Annotated in this window: 11 protein-coding genes; 1 reads left to right on the forward strand and 10 read right to left on the reverse strand. The window is 67.4% G+C overall.

Going from position 1 to position 17,226, the window contains the following annotated elements; translation table 11 throughout:
- Positions 1-79: 79 nt before the first annotated feature.
- From AC3WRI_RS08840 to AC3WRI_RS08860, 5 genes are all read right to left on the reverse strand, one after another.
- Positions 80-1,267 carry an acyl-CoA dehydrogenase family protein gene (locus AC3WRI_RS08840; protein WP_037024190.1) on the reverse strand — a complete coding sequence of 396 codons (1,188 nt, stop codon included), beginning with the start codon at positions 1,265-1,267 and terminating at the stop codon, positions 80-82.
- Positions 1,268-1,403: 136 nt separating this feature from the next.
- Positions 1,404-2,183, reverse strand: a complete 780-nt coding sequence (locus tag AC3WRI_RS08845) for an enoyl-CoA hydratase/isomerase family protein (protein ID WP_010811720.1) — start codon at positions 2,181-2,183, stop codon at positions 1,404-1,406.
- A gap of 23 nt (positions 2,184-2,206) precedes the next feature.
- Positions 2,207-3,190: a Bug family tripartite tricarboxylate transporter substrate binding protein gene (locus AC3WRI_RS08850; protein WP_010811721.1), complete on the reverse strand. Its 984-nt coding sequence runs from the start codon at positions 3,188-3,190 to the stop codon at positions 2,207-2,209.
- A 32-nt stretch (positions 3,191-3,222) separates the two neighbouring features.
- Positions 3,223-4,935 carry a long-chain fatty acid--CoA ligase gene (locus tag AC3WRI_RS08855; RefSeq protein WP_492293123.1) on the reverse strand — a complete coding sequence of 571 codons (1,713 nt, stop codon included), beginning with the start codon at positions 4,933-4,935 and terminating at the stop codon, positions 3,223-3,225.
- Positions 4,936-4,969: 34 nt separating this feature from the next.
- Complete coding sequence (locus AC3WRI_RS08860) at positions 4,970-5,977, reverse strand: tripartite tricarboxylate transporter substrate binding protein (RefSeq protein ID WP_011616758.1); 1,008 nt, start codon at positions 5,975-5,977, stop codon at positions 4,970-4,972.
- 321 nt (positions 5,978-6,298) lie between these two features.
- On the opposite strand from AC3WRI_RS08860, the gene AC3WRI_RS08865 reads away from it, so the two are divergent.
- Positions 6,299-7,471: an AraC family transcriptional regulator gene (locus AC3WRI_RS08865; protein WP_492293124.1), complete on the forward strand. Its 1,173-nt coding sequence runs from the start codon at positions 6,299-6,301 to the stop codon at positions 7,469-7,471.
- Positions 7,472-7,545: 74 nt separating this feature from the next.
- On the opposite strand, the gene AC3WRI_RS08870 is transcribed toward AC3WRI_RS08865, so the two are convergent.
- From AC3WRI_RS08870 to AC3WRI_RS08890, 5 genes are all read right to left on the reverse strand, one after another.
- Complete coding sequence (locus AC3WRI_RS08870) at positions 7,546-8,898, reverse strand: TolC family outer membrane protein (protein WP_058697843.1); 1,353 nt, start codon at positions 8,896-8,898, stop codon at positions 7,546-7,548.
- 166 nt (positions 8,899-9,064) lie between these two features.
- Positions 9,065-13,039 carry a beta strand repeat-containing protein gene (locus tag AC3WRI_RS08875; protein WP_492293126.1) on the reverse strand — a complete coding sequence of 1,325 codons (3,975 nt, stop codon included), beginning with the start codon at positions 13,037-13,039 and terminating at the stop codon, positions 9,065-9,067.
- Positions 13,040-13,113: 74 nt separating this feature from the next.
- Entirely contained in the window at positions 13,114-14,502 is a 1,389-nt protein-coding gene (locus AC3WRI_RS08880; RefSeq protein WP_492293128.1) for an HlyD family type I secretion periplasmic adaptor subunit, read from the reverse strand.
- Positions 14,486-16,678 (reverse strand): type I secretion system permease/ATPase, encoded by a 2,193-nt coding sequence (locus AC3WRI_RS08885; RefSeq protein ID WP_492293129.1) that lies wholly within the window; start codon positions 16,676-16,678, stop codon positions 14,486-14,488. Before AC3WRI_RS08885 ends, AC3WRI_RS08880 begins: the two co-directional genes overlap by 17 nt.
- A gap of 293 nt (positions 16,679-16,971) precedes the next feature.
- Positions 16,972-17,178, reverse strand: a complete 207-nt coding sequence (locus tag AC3WRI_RS08890; RefSeq protein WP_010813946.1) for a DUF6494 family protein — start codon at positions 17,176-17,178, stop codon at positions 16,972-16,974.
- Positions 17,179-17,226: the final 48 nt, after the last annotated feature.

Consider the following 17,226-nt stretch of genomic DNA (forward strand, 5'->3'; position numbering starts at 1 on the left):
TGGTGTCGGCTTTCGTTTTTCCGCATTTTCTTACGCGTTTGCGCGCACTAGCACGCGCACACTGCTGATAGCAGGCGCGTCAAAGCGTGCGCGCGACCAGCTCCTTCATGATCTCGTTGGAGCCGCCGAAGATCTTGCTCACGCGTGCATTCGCATACATACGCGCGATCGGGTATTCAAGCATGTAGCCGTAGCCGCCGTGCAACTGCAGGCACTCGTCGATGACCTGGCAGTTCTGCTGCGTGCACCACCACTTGGCCATGGCGGCCGTGGCAGCGTCGAGCTTGCCGTCCATCAGGCGCAGCATGCAATCGTCGACGAAGGTCGCGGCAATGGTGGCGACCGTCTTGCACTCCGCCAGCTTGAAGCGCGTGTTCTGCAGATCGGCCAGCGGCTGGCCAAACACCTTGCGCTCGCGCACGTATTCGGTGGTCAGCTCGATGGCGCGCTGCATGGTCGCCACGGCCCCGAGCGCAATGATCATGCGCTCTTGCGGCAGCTGCTGCATAAGCTGGTAGAAACCCTGACCTTCCTGCGTGCCCAGCAGGTTGTCGCACGGCACCAGCACGTCGTCGAAGAAGAGCTCGGCGGTGTCTTGCCCTTTCTGCCCGATCTTCTCGAGAATGCGGCCACGACGGAAACCCGGCAGGTCGCGCGTCTCCACCATGACCAGCGACACGCCGCGCGAACCGGCTTCCGGATCGGTCTTGGCCACCACGCAGACCAGGTCGGCGTGATACCCGTTCGTGATGAAGGTCTTTGCACCGTTTATGCGATAGCAGTCTCCGTTTTCGGTCTGTTCGCGCACCGCGCGGGTGCGTATCGCTTTGAGGTCGGAACCGGCGCCAGGTTCCGACATGGCAATGGCCGCCACCATTTCGCCGCTGGCCATTTGCGGCAGCCATTTCTTCTTCTGCGCTTCCGTGCCGTAGTTGAGCAGGTAATGTGCCACGATGCCGCTGTGCACATTATTGCCAAGGCTGGTGCAGACGGCGCGCGACATTTCCTGGGTGATGACGGCCTCGTGGGCAAAGGTGCCGCCACCGCCGCCGTATTCCTCGGGGATGCTGGCGCACAGCAGCCCGATCTGGCCGGCGCGGCGCCAGACCTCGCGGTCGATATAGCCCTGGTCGGCCCAGCGGGCCTCGTTGGGCGCCAGTTCGCGCTCGATGAAGCGGCGCACGGTTTCCTGGAACATCCCCAGGTCTTCGGTCATCCAGGGGGTCTGGCGTACGGCAGGCGCCGTGTGCTGGTCGTGGGATCCCATATGGTGTGCTGGTATCAGGGTAAACGAGAAAATGAACAGGCGACCGGTACTGTCCGGCCAGCACCCGCCTGTATACGTAAACGACAGACTGGCGAGGCAGCCGGATGCTGCGGGGCAGCATGACCGGCGCCGCCGCTCAGTCCGGCCAGCGGTAGCGCAGCGGCTGCTTGGCCATGAAGCGGTCGGCAGCCTCGCGGCGATAGGCAGTGGAGAAGGCAATGCCCTGCCCGTCCGCTTCCATCGCCAGCATGGTGTGCAGGTCCTGGTTCAGCGAGGCGTTCAGCGCCTGCTTGGTCAGGCCCACCGCCACCGGCGAGGCCTCGGTGAAGGCCTGCGCCAGCGTCCGCGCACGTTCCTGCAGGCTGTCCGCCGGCACGATTTCCATGACGATGCCAAGGTCTTGCGCGGCCTGGGCGTTCAGCTCGCGCATCGAGAACATCAGCGCCTTGGCCCGCTGCAGGCCGATCATCCGCGGCAGCGTGTAGAACACGCCACAGTCGGGGACCAGCCCCATGCGCAGGAACGGGAGCCCGAAGCGCGCGCGCGGCGTGGCCAGGATGATGTCGGCCGTCAGCGCCAGGCTGAAGCCCGCGCCATAGGCCGCGCCGTCCACCGCGGCGATGACCGGCACGTCGAGCTGGATCAGGTCTTCCAGCCAGCCGTGCACCTTGTGCAGGCGCTTGCGGCCCTGCTCGGCATTGATCTCGACCTGCATCGAGCTGATGTCGCCGCCCGACGAGAAATCGGTGCCGGCGGCGGTCAGGATCAGCGCGCGCACGCTGTCGTCGGCGCGTACCCGGCGAATCACTTCGCCGATCTCGTCGCGCATCGGCAAGGACAGCGCGTTCTTGCGCGCCGGCGAGTCCAGCGTCAGCGTGGCGATGCCGTCCTCGACGGCGAAGCGGATGGTTTCCATCGGTAGGCTCCGGGAGGCGGGTTTCAGTCGAGCTGGATATTGGCGTCGCGCACGATCTTGGCCCACTTGGGTGTGTCGCCGGCGACCACGGCCGCCAGTTCCTGCGGCGTGGACCCGACCGGCTGCAGGCCCATGCCGGCCAGCTTCTGCGTCACTTCGGGCAGGCGCACGATGCGCGCGGTCTCTGCCGCCAGCTTCGCCGTCACATCCTTGGGCGCATTGGCCGGCAGGAACAGCCCGTACCAGCCGTTGGGCTCGAACCCCGGCAGGCCCAGTTCAGTGAAGGTCGCCACATTGGGCAGCGCCTTGTAGCGCTGGGTGCCGGTGATGCCGAGGATCTTGAACTTGTTGCTGCCCAGGTAGGCGTTGGCCGAGGTCACGTCGACAAAGGCGCTGTCCACCTGGCCGCCGAGCAGGTCGCTCATCAGCGGCGCCGCCCCCTTGTAAGGGATATGCGCGAGCTCGATGCCTGCCTGCTGCTTGAGCAGCTCGCCGTGCAGGTGCGACGAGGTGCCGTTGCCGTAGGAGCCATAGCTGAGCTTGCCCGCCTTGGCCAGCGCCAGGAACTCGCGCATATTGCTGGCGGGCACGCGGTTGGGCACCACGAACAGGTCGGACGACTTGGCGATCTGCGAGACCGGCGTGAAGTCCCTGGCCACGTCGTATGGCGTGCGCTTGTACAGGGCCGGCGCCTGGATCAGGGCCGTGATCGCCAGCAGGATGGTGTAGCCGTCGGCCGGCGCCTTGGCGACGGTGTCGTTGCCCAGCATGCCGCTGGCGCCGGGCTTGTTTTCGACCACCACCGGCTGGCCCAGGCTTTCGGCCAGGCGCTGGCCGATCAGGCGGCCCACGGTGTCGGTGCCGCCGCCGGCCGGGTACGGCACGATCATGCGGATCGGCTTGCTCGGATACGATTGCTGCGCGAAGGCGCTGCCCGCGCCGCCGAGGATGGCCGCGCCGGCCAGGGTGCCGGCCTGTGCCAGCCAGTTGCGTCTGCTTTGCTGCATGCTGTCTCTCTTTGCTGAATTCGCCGCTGGTGTCAGGCGCTCGGGTGGTCCGCCTGCATCTCGCGCTCCTGCAGGGCGCGCCACAGGATCTTGCCGGTGGCCGACTTGGGCAACGCGTCGACCACGTCGACGATGCGCGGCACCTTATACGCGGCCATATGCTCGCGGCACCAGGCCATGATGCGTTCGGGGTCGGCGTCGGCCGTGCCGCGTGCTTCCGGGCGCAGCGCCACCACGGCCTTGACGGTCTCGCCGCGGCGCTGGTCGCGGGCGGCGATCACGCAGGCTTCGTGGATGGCCGGGTGCCCGTACAGCAGGTTCTCCACCTCGGCCGGCCAGACCTTGTAGCCGGACGCGTTGATCATGCGCTTGAGGCGGTCGCGCATGAAGAAGTAGCCTTGCTCGTCCATGAAGCCGAGGTCGCCGGTGCGCAGGAAGCGCTTGCCGCCGATCTCGATGAAGGTGGCAGCGTTGGCTTCCGGGTTGTTCCAGTAGCCCAGCATCACCTGGCCGCCGTGGACCACGATCTCGCCGGTCTCGCCGCAAGGCAGTTCCTGCAGCGTCTCGGGATCGACCACGCGTGCGTCCACGCCGAAGGTGGCGATGCCCAGGCATTCGCGCTTGGGCTGGTTGCGCGGGTTGGACAGGATGAAGGCCGCGGTCTCGGTCATGCCGTAGGCCTCGACGTAGGGCAGGCCGAAGCGTTCCTGCAGCATATTGGCCACCGCTTCGGGCATGGCCGCGCCGCCGCCGCCGACGTAGGCCAGGCTCGACAGGTCGCGCGCGTCGATTCCCGGCTGCGAGAAGAAGTCCACCATCATCGCCGGCGGCGCCCCCCAGACCGAGACGCGGTAGCGCTCGAGCAGGTCCGCGGCCAGCGCGCGGTCCCAGCGCGGCATCAGCACCACGGTGGCGCCCAGGTAGAGCGGCGAGTTCATGCAGTTCTGCATGCCCAGCAGGTGGAACATCGGCGCCACGGCCAGCACCACGGATTCGGGCGTGGCGCCGCGCCAGATCACCGCACCGGCCGCCGCGGTCATCAGCGTGCCGTGGCTATGCATGCAGCCCTTGGGATGGCCGGTGGTGCCGGAGGTATAGGCCAGCATGCACAGCGTGTCGTAGCCGGCCTGGTGCGGCAGCGGCCGGTGCCCGGCGGCGCTGGCCGCGTCCCAGGCCACCGGCATGGCGCCGGAGGGCGCGGCCTGCGGCGCGGGCGGCGCTTCGCGCAGCCAGGCCGGCACCGCCAGGCCGCCGTCGTCGCGCAGCATGCCGGCGTAGTCGTGCAGGATCACATGGCGCAGCGCCGGGCCGTGCAGCGGTGCCACGCGCTGGTACAGCTCGCTGCCGGCAAAGGCGGCCACCGCGCCGCTGTCCTGGACCACGTGGGCAAGTTCGGCCTCCAGCCACATCGGGTTGGCCGGGACCACCACGCCTTCGGCGCGCAGGATCGCGTAGTAGGCAATGATGAACTGCGGGCAGTTCTGGCTGAACAGCAGCACCCGGTCGCCCGGCTCGATGCCGCAGGCCTGCTGCAGGTAGCCGGCCATCCGTTCGATCTCGTCCTGCAGCTGGCCGTAGGAAATCGCGGTGCCGAAATACTGGATCGCGGTCTTGTCCGGATAGCGGTGCGCCGCCGCCTCGACGTTATAAAACAGGCTGGTGCGAGGCGTATGCAGCGTGGCCGGCAGGCCGGGCGGCCAGGCGGGGGAGCGGAACGGCTCGCGGGTACTTGTAGCAGGCTTCATATGCAGCAATCGATGCAGGTCAAACGGGAATGGCTTAATCCAGGCGGATGTTCCTGGTGCGGATCACCTTGCCCCAGCGGACATAGTCGGCCTGGATGGTCTGGGCAAACGCGTCCGGCGTGCTGCCGGTCAGGATCACGCCAAGCTCGTTCATGCGCTTGCGCACGTCGGGCTGGGCCAGCACGCGGTTGACGTCCGCCGAGAACTTCTCAACGATCGGCCGCGGCGTGGCGGCCGGCAGCAGCAGCCCGAACCAGCCCATCGCATCCATGCCTTCAATGCCGGCTTCGCGGAAAGTCGGCACATCCGGCAGTTGCGGCGCGCGCGCGGGGCCAGTCACCGCGAGGGCGCGCAGGCGGCCGGTGGCGACGTGGGGCTTGGCGCCCATCACCGAGATCACCGCCGCCGGCACCTGGCCGCCCAGCAGGTCGTTCAGCTCCGGAGCCTCGCCCTTGTATGAGACATGGAGCATGTCGATCTTGGCGGCCTCGTTGAAGACCTCGCCGTACAGGTGGCCGCTCGAGCCGGCCCCGAACGAACCGTAGGAGAACTGCTTCGGCTTGGCGCGAACCTGCGCGATGAAGTCTTTCAGGTTGGTGGCAGGCACCGCATTGCTGTTGACGGCGAACACCAGGTTGGTCGTGCCGAGCTCGGACACCGCGGCGAAATCCTTCACCGGGTCATAGGGCGCCCGGGCATACAGGCTTGGCGCCTGCACCAGCGGCGTGATCGTCAGCAGCGCGGTGTAGCCGTCGGCCTCGGCACGGGCGACCACCTCGGCGCCGAGCATGCCGCTCGCACCCGGGCGGTTTTCCACCACCACCGGGCGCTTCCAGGCCTTGCCCAGCCCTTCGGCAATGGCGCGGGCCAGCACATCGGTGGCGCCACCTGCCGGGAAGGGCACGACCATGCGCACGGTGCGCGCCGGGAATTCGCTCTGCGCGAGCGCGGCGCCCGCCCCCAGCATCCCGGCGGCAACGCCGCTCCACGCCAGCAATCCGGCCCCAAAGCGCCACAGCGCACTACGACGATCTGCCTGCATGTGTTGTTGTCTCCATTGTTTTTCCTGAGGCGGGGAACGGGTGGTTGCCCCGTTTCTGGTCCCGTCCGGGCCGGTGCGCCGGCCTTGTATCGGTATCAGCCGGAGAGTGCGCGATGCTGCGGTGCGTGGACAATGACCAGACAAGCCAAAATGATTGGCCGAATCGCTCAGATGGAAGGCAGCCTTTGGCAAATCCCGATTGTGCGGTGCGGCCGCGGCTTGCTAAGGTGCCGGGACGATGTGGCGAAACGTCCTGGAACGCCCGCGGAGCCAGCCGTTCCGCGGTGCCGGCGCCGACGCGCCACCGTGATGAGGAGACCCATGCATACCGCTGTCCTGTCATCGCCGCACCCGCCCGTGCCAGGCAAGCTGCACCTCGCCGGCAGCGCACTGCCGCCGGCGCCCGGGCACGGCCGTGTCCCGGGCCGCACCGAGGCCCCGGCCGGCACGGCGCCGCAGGCCTCGGCGCGCCACACCATTGCGATCCAGCATGTGGATCACATCCTGCTGGGCCCGCGCCGGCTGGGCCACGACATTGCCGCGCTGCTGCGCCGGGCCGGGATTTCGCCGGCGCTGCTGGCCTCGCCCAATGCGCGCGTCACCCAGGGCCAGTACGCGGCGCTGATCCGCACGCTGCGCCGCGTCATGCGCGATGAACTATGGGGGCTGCTGGACCGGCCCGTGACCCCGGGCGTGTTTGCGCAGGCGTGCCGCAACCTGATCCATTGCGCCACGCTGGAAGACGCCATCCGAGCCGGCTTGCGGCTGTACCGGCTCCATATCGACGCCTTCGCGCCACGCCTGCATGTCAGCGCCGACGGCAAGGCCGCCTCCGTGGTGCTGCATCCCCGTGCGCCGGCCTCGGCCTGCCGCAGCTTTGCCGAATCGACTTTCGTGTTCCATGCCTACGCGCTGCTCAGCTGGCTGGTGGCCGGCCATATCCCGCTGGCGCGGGTCGACCTGAGCGCGGCGCCGTCGCAGGGCGGCCCCGAGACCGAGCGCGTCTTCAAGGCCGCCGTGCATTACGGCCAGCCTGTCTCCGTGCTGCATTTCGATGGCGCCAGCCTGCGCATGCCGGTGATGCAGGACGCCGCCAGCCTGCGCGAGTTCCTGCGCGAGACGCCGCGCAACCTGCTGATCCGCTACCGCGACAACAGCTGCCTGGCCGAGCGCATCCGGCAGCACTTGCGCTCCCACCTGGATGACGAACTGCCGTCGCTGGAGCAGATGGCGCAGATGCTGCGGCTCACGCCCCAGACCCTGCGCCGCCGGCTGCGCGACGAGGGCAGCGGCTACCAGAGCATCAAGGACAGCCTGCGCCGCGACGTGGCCATCGGCATGATGGAGCGCCCCGGCATGACGCTGCAGGACGTGGCGCTGCGGCTTGGCTTCTCAGAACCGAGCACGTTCCACCGGGCCTTCAAGAAATGGACGGGCGTGGCGCCGGGAGAGTATCGGATGCGGGGATTGCGGGGAGAGGCTTTGCCGCGCTGATGCGGGCCGGGTCAGGATCTCCGGTGGCCGGCGGCTGAAGCATGGCTGCCGGCTTGCCCGGCACCGTCCCCCCGCTACCTCTGTCCCACCGGCGGCGCTGCCCGCTGCCCTACCTGCACCATCCCCGTCTGGGGCGGCGGCACCTGCAGGGTCGCCAATAGCAAGCCCATGCCGGCAAGGATGCGGTACTGGCTGGCCAGTTCGTTGTACTTGCCGGTCACGTAGGCCGTGCTGGCGCTGAAGTACTCGTTCTCGGCATTCAGCAGGTCAAGCAGGCTGCGCTGCCCAATCCGGAATTGCTTGCCGTAGCTGACGCGCGTGGCATCGCTGGCCTCCACGTATTGCTTGAGGCTCACCAGACGGTCCTTCGCCGTCAGGTGGGCGTTATAGGCCTGCGATACGGCCTCCTGCACCTGTCTGCGCAGACGGTCCAGATTCTGCTCTGCTTCCTGGACCTGGTAGCCGGCCTCGTTGATGCGCGCCTTGTCGGCGTTGCCGCGAAACAGGTTGTAGCGCACGCGCAGCATCACGCTGCGCTCGTCGGTGGTGCCGAGCACGCGGTCGCGGTCGCGCGCCACGCCGACCTCGAGATCCAGCCTTGGCCACAACGCGGCCTTGGCCAGCGAACGCCCGGCCTGGGCTTCGGCGATATCGGCCTGCCCGGCACCCAGCGCGGGGTGATTGGCGTTTGCCACCTGCTGCGCCTCCCGTTCGGTGGCAGGCAGCAGCGTCGACAGCGAGTCCGGCCTGGACAAGACCTCCGGCGGCGCGCCGACCACGCGTAAATAGGCTGTCATGGCGTCCTGCAAGCTGCCCTGCTCCGCCCGCAGGCTGGCCTTGGCCAGCGCCAGGCGGCTTTCGACCTGATAGAGATCGGCGCGGCGCAGCACCCCGTTGTCGGCGCCAAGCCGGATCTGGTCATAGATGTGCTGGTGCGCTTCCAGATTGGCCAGGCCGATGGCCACGGTTTCCTGACGCCGCAGGACCTCCACATAAACGCCGACCGTGCGCAGCGCGATGTCTTCGGCAGTCGCGCCGACCCGATAGGCCGCGCCGTCGATCCGTGCGCCCTGGCGCTCCACATCGCTGCTGGTGGCAAAGCCGTCGAACAGCATCTGCGAGATCGTCACGCCGGCGGCGTGGCTGGCATAGGAAGAGTCGGACAGGCCCATCAGCCGGGTGCTGTGGCTGTCCAGGCGTACGCGACCGGTGGCGGCATTGACATCGACCCGCGGCAGGTAACCGGCGCGCGCCTGCGTCAGCCCCTCGTCCGCGGCCAGCCGGCGGCTGCCCGCCGCCAGCACTTCGGGATTGGTATGCACGGCTTGCTCGACTGCCTGGCGCAGCGCCTGGGCTGCCGCGTGATGCGGCACCACCATGGCGGCCCATAGCAGTACATGTGCCAGCCGGCACCATGTCGTGGTCATGCTTCCCCCGCTCGGGCGCACCCGCTGCCGCGCATCGCGCTGGCCGGCGCCTGCGCGATACGGGAAGCGGTGCGCTACCCGTTTATTATGGTTTTCAACTGCGCCGGATTCCGGCTTTACTGCCGCCCTGCATTTCCCTCTCTGAATCCGCCACCGATCGCCCGCCTCAGGCGGTGTGGAGATTGCCGTTGCTCAACAGCGTGTTGAGATCGAGCCCGACCACGCCCTGCAGCACCGCCACGTCCTGGAATGCAGCCGCCGTGCCACTGCCGTCACGATCCAGGCTGACCACGGTGTTGCCACCCACCTCCGAAAGGCGGACGAACTGCGCCGCATTGGCAGGGTTCACGCCAACACCGGAAAGCAGATCGGAAAGATCCAGCACATCGCCACCGGAAGCCACGGGAGCCGCACCGAAGTCGGTGATGGTGTCGACCGAAGCGGGGTCCGCGCGCAGAAAGCGAAAGGTGTCGCTGCCATTGCCGCCGGTCAGTGTGTCGGCGCCGGCGCCGCCGGTCAACACGTCGTTGCCGGCGCCTCCGACCAACACGTCGTTGCCCGCGCCGCCACGCAGCACGTCGTTGCCGGCAGAGCCGGTGAGGTTGTCGTTGAAGGCGGAGCCGATGACGCCTTCCATGTTGCTGTAGCTGTCGGCACCGAGGCCAGTCACGCCCGGGCCTGCCGTGGTGGGGCTGCCGCTCTGCGTCAGCGTGAACACAACCCCGCCGGTGGCATCGGAGAAATCAAGCAGGTCGATGCCGTCGCCGCCGTTGATGGTGTCATCGCCCGCGCCACCGCGAATGACGTCGTTGGCGGAGCTGCCGGTCAGCGTGTCGACAAACGCCGAGCCGATCACGCCCTCCATGTTCGCGTAGCTGTCGGTACCTAGTCCGGGCGTCGCGCCCACAAGCACCTTGACGAGGGTGCTACTTTGGATCAACGTGAAGGAGACCGCGCCGGTGGCATCGGAGAAATCCAGCATATCTATGCCCACCCCCCCGTCGATGGTGTCGTTGTCGGCGCCACCTCTCAAGACGTCGTCGCCGATCCCGCCGTTGAGGGTGTCGTTGTCGGCGCCCCCTCTCAAGACGTCGTCGCCGTTCCCGCCGTTGAGGATGTCGGTACCACGTCCGCCAATGAAGATGTCACCCGCAACGGCACCAGTCATGCTGTCGGGATTGCTGCCACCCTCCAGATAGGAAGCCTGGTAGCTGGCCTGATCAAGCGAAAAGCCGTTTTTGTCCACGACATTGACGGTCACCGTCGCCGTGCTGCTGCCACCTGCCCCGTCTTCGACGGTATAGCTGAAGGTTGCCACCCCCTTGCTGTTGGGACTGTCGAACGCGACGAAGCTGTAATTGCTTTCGGTGACAAGCCTCAGGCCGGAAAGCGTGCTTGAGGTCAGACTGAGCGGGTTTATGGACAAGGCCCGCCCGTCGATATCGACGTCGTTGCCGAGCAGCGCGCTCACCGGAATCAGGATGTTGTCGGTGTTAGTCGAAACATAGACAACGTCCTCGGCTGCCACCGGCGCGTCATTGACGGGATTGACCGTAATCGCCACCGTATCGGTATCGACCAAAGCGCCATCGCTGGTCTGGATCTGCACCGACGCGGCGCCCGCATAATCCTTCTCGCCAAGGAAGCTCATTCCATTCAGCGCAGCATTGATTGCCGCATCGCTGCCCGTGAATGTCATGGTGCTGTCCGCGGTGCCGTCGCCCGACAGGAACTGCAGCCCGGCAACGCCATTCAGCGTGATCGCGCCGTGGCTTGCGCTCAGCGTCACGGTGTGGCTCGCGTTGTCCACGTCAGAGATGCTGAGTGCATTGCCGCTGGCCGTACGGAACACCAATGGCGTATCTTCGTTGACCACCTGCGCAAGGGGAACGGCATTCACCGCAGCATCGTTGGCACCTGTGATGTTGACGGTGATCGCCTGGGTGGCACTGAGATCGGCCGACTGTACGGACAGCGAGTCGGTCACATGCTGGCCCGCGGCGAGGGACTGCGCCTTGCTGTTGTCCAGCGTGTAGGTCCAGGCGCCGGTGCCGCTATCGAAGGTGAAGGCGCCGTATTGGCCGACCAGGCTCGCTGGCGGCACGGCGGCAAAGTGCGCATCGCCGGTATCGACATCGTTGACCGTCAACGTGCCGCGGGCGGAGGGGTCGCCGGGAATGGCATTTCCTGCCCCGCCGGCTTCGGTCACTGAGGTGTCCTCGCTGGCTGAAGCCGTGATCGTAGCGTAGTCGTTTGCGCCGGTGATGTTGACGGTGATGGTCTGCTGCGCCGTGTGGTCGGCCGAAGCCACCGTCAGCGAATCACTGACCTGCTGGCCCGCGATCAGCGCATCGGCCATGGTGTTGTCCAGCGTATAGGTCCAGGCGCCGGTGTTGCTGTCGAAGGCGAAGGTGCCGTACTGCCCGACCAGGCTGTCCGGCGCCACCGCGGCGAAGTGCGCTTCACCGGCATCGACGTCAGTAACCGTCAGCTTGCCGCTGGCGGAGGCGTCGCCGAGGTCGGTGTTGCCTGCGCCGCCGGCTTCGGTGACCGCCTTGTCCTCACTGGCCGAGGCCGAGATGGTGGCGTGGTCGTTGGCACCGGTGATGTCGACCTTGATGGTCTGCTGCGCGCTCTGGTCGGCGGAGGACACCGTCAGCGAATCGCTGACCTGCTGGCCCGCGATCAGCACATCGGCCTTGGTGTTGTCGAGCGTGTAGCTCCAGGCGCCGGTGTTGCTGTCGAAGCTGAAGGTGCCGTACTGTCCTGCCAGACTCTCCGGCGGCACTGCGGCAAAGTGCGCTTCACCGGTATCGACGTCAGTGACCGTCAGCTTGCCGCTGGCGGATGCGTCGCCGAGGTCGGTGTTGCCTGCGCCGCCAGCCTCGGTTACCGCCTTGTCTTCGCTGTCCGAGGCCGTGATCGTGGCTCCATCGTTGGCACCAGTAATCCGGATGCTCAGCGATGAAGCCGCGCTGGCCTGCCCGTCGGACACCTCATAGTTGAACGTGTCCTGGACTTGCTGGCCCTGCCGCAATGCCTGCACCTGGCCATTGCCGTTGTCCAGCTCATAGCTGTAGCTGCCGTCGGCGTGGAGCGTCAGCGTGCCGTACTGGCCGGCATAAGTGCCGGGATTGGCCACGGCCAGCACGTTCCCCGCATCGACGTCGCTGTCGTTCGACAGCACATTGCCGGTGATCGGGTTCGGAGAGTTGTTCTCGCCGATCGCGTGGGTATCGGCCACTGCCGTTGGCGCATGGTTGTCGTAGCCAGCGAAGTCCGACTTGGTCAGTTCGTGCAGGCCGTTGAGCTTGATGACCATTTCCGCCGTGGCGGGATTGCCGTCGACATCCACGTAGACATAGGTATTGCCCCCCGATTGCTGGAACCAGGCTCCGTGGGCCGTGGGCTGGCGGCCACCCCATTCAAAGCCAGTGTCGCCCAGCACGGGCCGCAAGTCGAGGTGGTCCACGCCGCGCTGGAAGTCGGTGATCACATCCATGCCGGCCGCGGTGGAGTCGGAGACGGCGTTATAGACAAAGACGTCGGCGCCGCTGCCGCCGCTCAGGGTGTCGCCGCCTGCCCCGCCGGCGATCTTGTCGTTGCCGCCTTCACCGTAGATGGTGTCCTTGCCGCTGCCACCGGCAATGATGTCGTCGCCGCCCAGGGCGGCATTGTTGCCGTTGTCCCCGTAGATCAGGTCGTCGCCGTTGCCGCCATAGATGCGGTCGTTACCCGGCCGGGCTGACTCATGGCCGGCACCGAGCAGGTAGTCGGCGTAGCTGTCATAGCCGTCGCCATACAGCGTATCGCCGCCATTGTCGCCGGTGTAAAGCGCCGACGAGCCGTCGATGCTGCCGATCACGTCATCGCCGCCGCCGCCATAGACCGCGTCGGTGCCGTTGCCACCCGACAAGTTGTCATTGCCGAGCCCGCCGAAGACCCGGTCCTTGCCGTTGGCGCCCAGCAGCGTGTCGTCGCCGCTGCCGCCTTCGACGATATCGTCGCCGTTGCCGGCATCGACATAGTCGTTGCCATCGCCGGCGCTGACGTAGTCATTGCCATTGCCGCTCAGGATGGTGTCGGCGGACGTGGTGCCGCTGATGCTGTCGCTGCCGTTGCTACCTGTCAGGGTTGCCATGATCACTCTCCGTCCTGAATGCCAGCCTGCTGGCCATGCCTTGCTTGTTGTCGTCGTGGGCAAACCGCCCGCTCTTATCGTTCCCGGAACGCCAGTTCCCTGGTCTTGATGATGGGCTTGAGCAGGTAATGGAGCACCGTCTTCTGCCCGGTCAGCACATCGACCGTCGCCACCATGCCGGGCAGGATGGGCACCTGCACGGCACTGCCGCCTGGCCGGTTGTCGCGCGTGCGCACGCGCACCAGGTAGTAGCTTTCCGGGCGCTCGCCCGGGCGCTCCGGTGTCAGCGTATCGGCGCTGATATGCTCCACGGTGCCGGCAAAGCCGCCATAGATCGAAAAGTCATAGGCCGACAGCTTGACCACCGCCGGCTGGCCGGGCCGCAGGAAGGCAATGTCGGCAGGCCGCACGCGCGCCTCTACCAGCAGCGTGTCTTCCAGCGGGACGATCTCCAGCAGATCCATGCCGGGCTGCACCACGCCGCCAACGGTATTGATCTTGATCTGCTTGATGACGCCCGCAAGCGGGGCGCGTACCAGGGTACGGTCGACGCGGTCCTGCAGCGCGGTGTTGGTGGCGCTCTGCGCGGCCTGTTCGGCCTTGGCCTGGTTGAGCTCTTTCATGGCCTCGGCACGATAATGCGTGCCCAGTTCGTCGGCTTTTTGCTGGCTCTCGCGGTAGGCGGCCTCCAGGCGCGGCATGGCGAGCCGCGCGGCCTCGAGCTCGCCTTTCAGGTCATTGGCCTGGCGCTCCAGCCGCAGCAGGTCGACCTCGGACACGACGCCCTGCGCCATCATCGGGCGCATCATGGCCAGCTCCTGTGCCACCAGCCGATGGCTCTGCCGCAGTTGCTGCTCGCGCGAGCGCTTCTCGGTCAGCTCCTGCCGCCGCTGCTCGGACTGCTGGCACAGCACGGCGAGATTGGCATCGAACGCGCGCTTGCGTGACTCGAACAGCGCGCGCTCCTCGGACACGAAGCGGCGGCCCTCGGCATCGGCCGGCGCGCTCGCCACGAACGCCGTGCCGTCGGCCTCGGCGCTCAGGCGCGCAATGCGTGCCACCAGCGCATCGTCCCTGGTGCGGCCTTCCTGGTATGAAGCCGTGAAGCGGGTATCGTCGATGCGCATCAGCGGCTGGTCCTTGTTCACCACCTGCCCCGGTCGCACCATGATCTCGGCGATGATCCCGCCTTCGAGGTTCTGCACCACCTGCACCTGGCTCGACGGGATCACCTTGCCCTCGCCCACGGCCACCTCGTCCACCCGCGCCAGCGCGGCCCAGGCCAGCGCCACCAGCACGAAGACCAGGGCGGACCAGAGGATCCAGCGCGTGAAATAGCGCGGTTGCGCCATCGTGGCCGCATCGCGCTCGCACATGAAGGCGGTGTCGTCGGCACGTGGCCTCAGCGCGGCGATCAGGCGCCGCACTGGCCCCATGCGTTGCGGATCAGGCTGAAGCGACATGGAGCTTCCTCCCCGCGAGCGCGTTCAGGACTTCGGCCTTGGGACCATCGGCGACGATACGGCCCTGGTCCATCACGATCAGGCGATCGACCAGGCTGAGCAGCGAGCCGCGATGCGTGACCAGGATCAGCGTGCGCCCGCCCAGCGCTAAGGCCAGGCGCGCCTTGAACTGCTCCTCGGTGCGGTTGTCCATGGCGCTGCTGGGTTCGTCGAGCAGCAGCAGCGGCGGCTGCAGCAACTCGGCACGGGCAATGGCAATGGCCTGGCGCTGGCCGCCCGACAGGCCTTCGCCGCGCTCTCCCAGGCGCAAGTCATAGCCGTCCGGCAGGCGATCGACAAAGTCGCTCACGCCGCCCAGGCGCGCCGCGCGCAGCACCGCTTCGTCGTCGGTGTACGGGGCGCCCATCACGATGTTGTCGCGCAGCGTCCCGCTGAACAGCATCACGTCCTGCGGCACATAGCCGATGTCGCGCCGCAACGCGGCCGGGTCCAGCTGGCGCACCTCCGCGCCGTCGACCAGCACGGTGCCGGCATCCGGTGCGTACAGGCCAAGGATCAGCTTCTCGATGGTGGTCTTGCCTGAGCCGATGCGGCCTATCAGGCCAACCCGCTCGCCGCTGGCAATGCGGAACGAGACCCCATCCAGTGCCGCGATGTCGCGGCCCGGATAGCGAAAGCTGACCTGCCGGAACTCGATCTCGCCGCGCAGCGGCGGACGGTGCAGGAAATGCTTGCCGGGCGGGCGCTCGACGGGCAGCGCCATCATGCGGTCGATACCGGCCAGCGCGGTGCGCGCCTGGTGATAGCGGGTGGTCAGCCCCACCACTTGCGACAGCGGCGCCAGCGCGCGGCCGGCAAGGATGGTGCAGGCAATCAGGCCGCCCGTGGTCAGCCGGTCGTCGGCGATCAGGTAGACGCCGATCACCACCACCACCAGCGTGGCGGCCTGCTGGGCGAACAGCGAGAAGTTGATCACGCAGGCGGAGAGCAGCCGCGCGCGCAGCCCCAGTTGCGCCATCTGCCCGACCACCTGCTCCCATTTGCGCTGGGCGGCACCTTCGGCACCGCTGGTCTTGACGGTCTCCAGCCCCACCAGGGTTTCGACCAGTGCGGCCTGGCGCTGGGCCGCGCAGGCGCTGCTGGCGCGCACCGCGCGCGACAGCGGTCCCTGCAGCAGCAGGCTGGTGCCGATCACCAGCGGCACCGCCAGCAGCGGCACCCAGGCCAGCGGGCCACCGACCCAGAACATGGCCGCAATGAAGACCGCGGCGAACGGAAGGTCGACCAGGGTCGTGATGGTGGCCGAGGTCAGGAACTCGCGCACCGACTCGAATTCATGCAGCTGGCTGCTCAGGCTGCCCACCGACGCCGGCCGCGCCTTCATCTCGATGCCCAGCACCTTCTCGAACACCGTCGCGGAGACCGTGACATCGATGCGCCGGCCCGCTACGTCGACAAAATAGCCCCGCAGCGTGCGCATCACCAGCTCGAAGCCAAGCACCAGGCCCACACCGATGGCCAGCGCCCACAGCGTTTCCAGCGCATGGTTCGGCACCACACGGTCATAGACGTTCATGGTGAACAGCGGCATGACCAGCGCGAACAGGCTGAGCAGCAGCGAGGCAACCAGCACCTCGCCATAGAGCGGCCACGACTGGCGCATCACGCCCCAGAACCATCCATGTGGCGACGTCGGCCCGGCATCGTCCGCCGCCTCGAAGCGGTGCGCGGGCCGGACAAAGATGGCATGGCCGGTGTACCGGGCCAGCAGGTCTTCCTGGCGGACCGGCTGCTCGCCGTCGCCCCACTCCGGCTGCGAGACCAGCAGCATGCCCACGTCGCCACGGCGCAGCATTACGCAGGCCTCGCCCTGGTCGAGCAGCAGGATGGCGGGCAGCACCAGGTCCGGGATGTCGCCCAGCGGGCGCTTGACCAGCCGGGCCGACATGCCCGCGCGTGCGGCCGCGCGTGGAAACAAGGCAGGGGTCAGGCGCTCCGCCTCCAGCGGCAGGCCCGCAATCAGGGCTTCGGCCGCGACTGGCCGCTGGAAGCGCCGGGCCAGCCAGAGCAGGCACGCCAGCAGCGGATCATCGGGGCGCGCGTGCCGACCTGCCGGATCCGGCAGGTTCCAGCCGGTGTCCTCGATGTTCCTTGCGGGCGCGGCGGCGGCATGCATGGCAACGGCCCCCGCCCTTCAGAGCGGCGCGTGGCGAGTGACCCGCCCTTGCGCACATAGCGTTGCACGGCCTGCGCATACCGCGCCCCCTGCGCAATGCATGTGCTCGTTGCATCCAGCCATGGTTTCCCCCCGGTCCCATTGGTTCGACGTTTCCGGGAAGAATATGTGAAGGGGCCCTGCGCGCCCATACTGCGGATGGATCAGATGGCGCAACAAAAGGACCGGGCGGGGTCATCCTTTTGGCGTTTCACGCAAGAAACAGAACCAAGACGAGCACCGCCATGACCGCCTTACTCAAGCTGGATTTCACCCTCGAAGCGCGCCTGGAGCTTGACACCCGCCAGTTCCAGCGTCACCGACACCGGCAAGTGCTCGTTGCCGGCGATGGTACCGTCGGCCATGGCCCTGGCTATCGCCTGTTCGATCTCGCGCTGTGAGCTGACGCCGACCACCTTCAGGAACTTGCGGATGCTGAGGTTGAAGGTCTCTTCGTTCATGGCTGTCTCCTGTGGGGAACCCGGGAATCACGGTTCGGGCCGCTACCC

It is taken from the genome of Cupriavidus sp. FW305-27 (assembly GCF_058787995.1).

Excerpts from the sequence above, each read along its gene's own strand:
- AC3WRI_RS08840 (WP_037024190.1), bottom strand. The coding sequence starts at position 1,267 with ATGGGATCCCACGACCAGCACACGGCGCCTGCCGTACGCCAGACCCCC.
- AC3WRI_RS08880 (WP_492293128.1), bottom strand. The coding sequence starts at position 14,502 with ATGTCGCTTCAGCCTGATCCGCAACGCATGGGGCCAGTGCGGCGCCTG.
- AC3WRI_RS08875 (WP_492293126.1), bottom strand. The coding sequence starts at position 13,039 with ATGGCAACCCTGACAGGTAGCAACGGCAGCGACAGCATCAGCGGCACC.
- AC3WRI_RS08870 (WP_058697843.1), bottom strand. The coding sequence starts at position 8,898 with ATGACCACGACATGGTGCCGGCTGGCACATGTACTGCTATGGGCCGCC.
- AC3WRI_RS08860 (WP_011616758.1), bottom strand. The coding sequence starts at position 5,977 with ATGCAGGCAGATCGTCGTAGTGCGCTGTGGCGCTTTGGGGCCGGATTG.
- AC3WRI_RS08845 (WP_010811720.1), bottom strand. The coding sequence starts at position 2,183 with ATGGAAACCATCCGCTTCGCCGTCGAGGACGGCATCGCCACGCTGACG.
- AC3WRI_RS08855 (WP_492293123.1), bottom strand. The coding sequence starts at position 4,935 with ATGAAGCCTGCTACAAGTACCCGCGAGCCGTTCCGCTCCCCCGCCTGG.
- AC3WRI_RS08865 (WP_492293124.1), top strand. The coding sequence starts at position 6,299 with ATGCATACCGCTGTCCTGTCATCGCCGCACCCGCCCGTGCCAGGCAAG.
- AC3WRI_RS08850 (WP_010811721.1), bottom strand. The coding sequence starts at position 3,190 with ATGCAGCAAAGCAGACGCAACTGGCTGGCACAGGCCGGCACCCTGGCC.
- AC3WRI_RS08885 (WP_492293129.1), bottom strand. The coding sequence starts at position 16,678 with ATGCATGCCGCCGCCGCGCCCGCAAGGAACATCGAGGACACCGGCTGG.
- AC3WRI_RS08890 (WP_010813946.1), bottom strand. The coding sequence starts at position 17,178 with ATGAACGAAGAGACCTTCAACCTCAGCATCCGCAAGTTCCTGAAGGTG.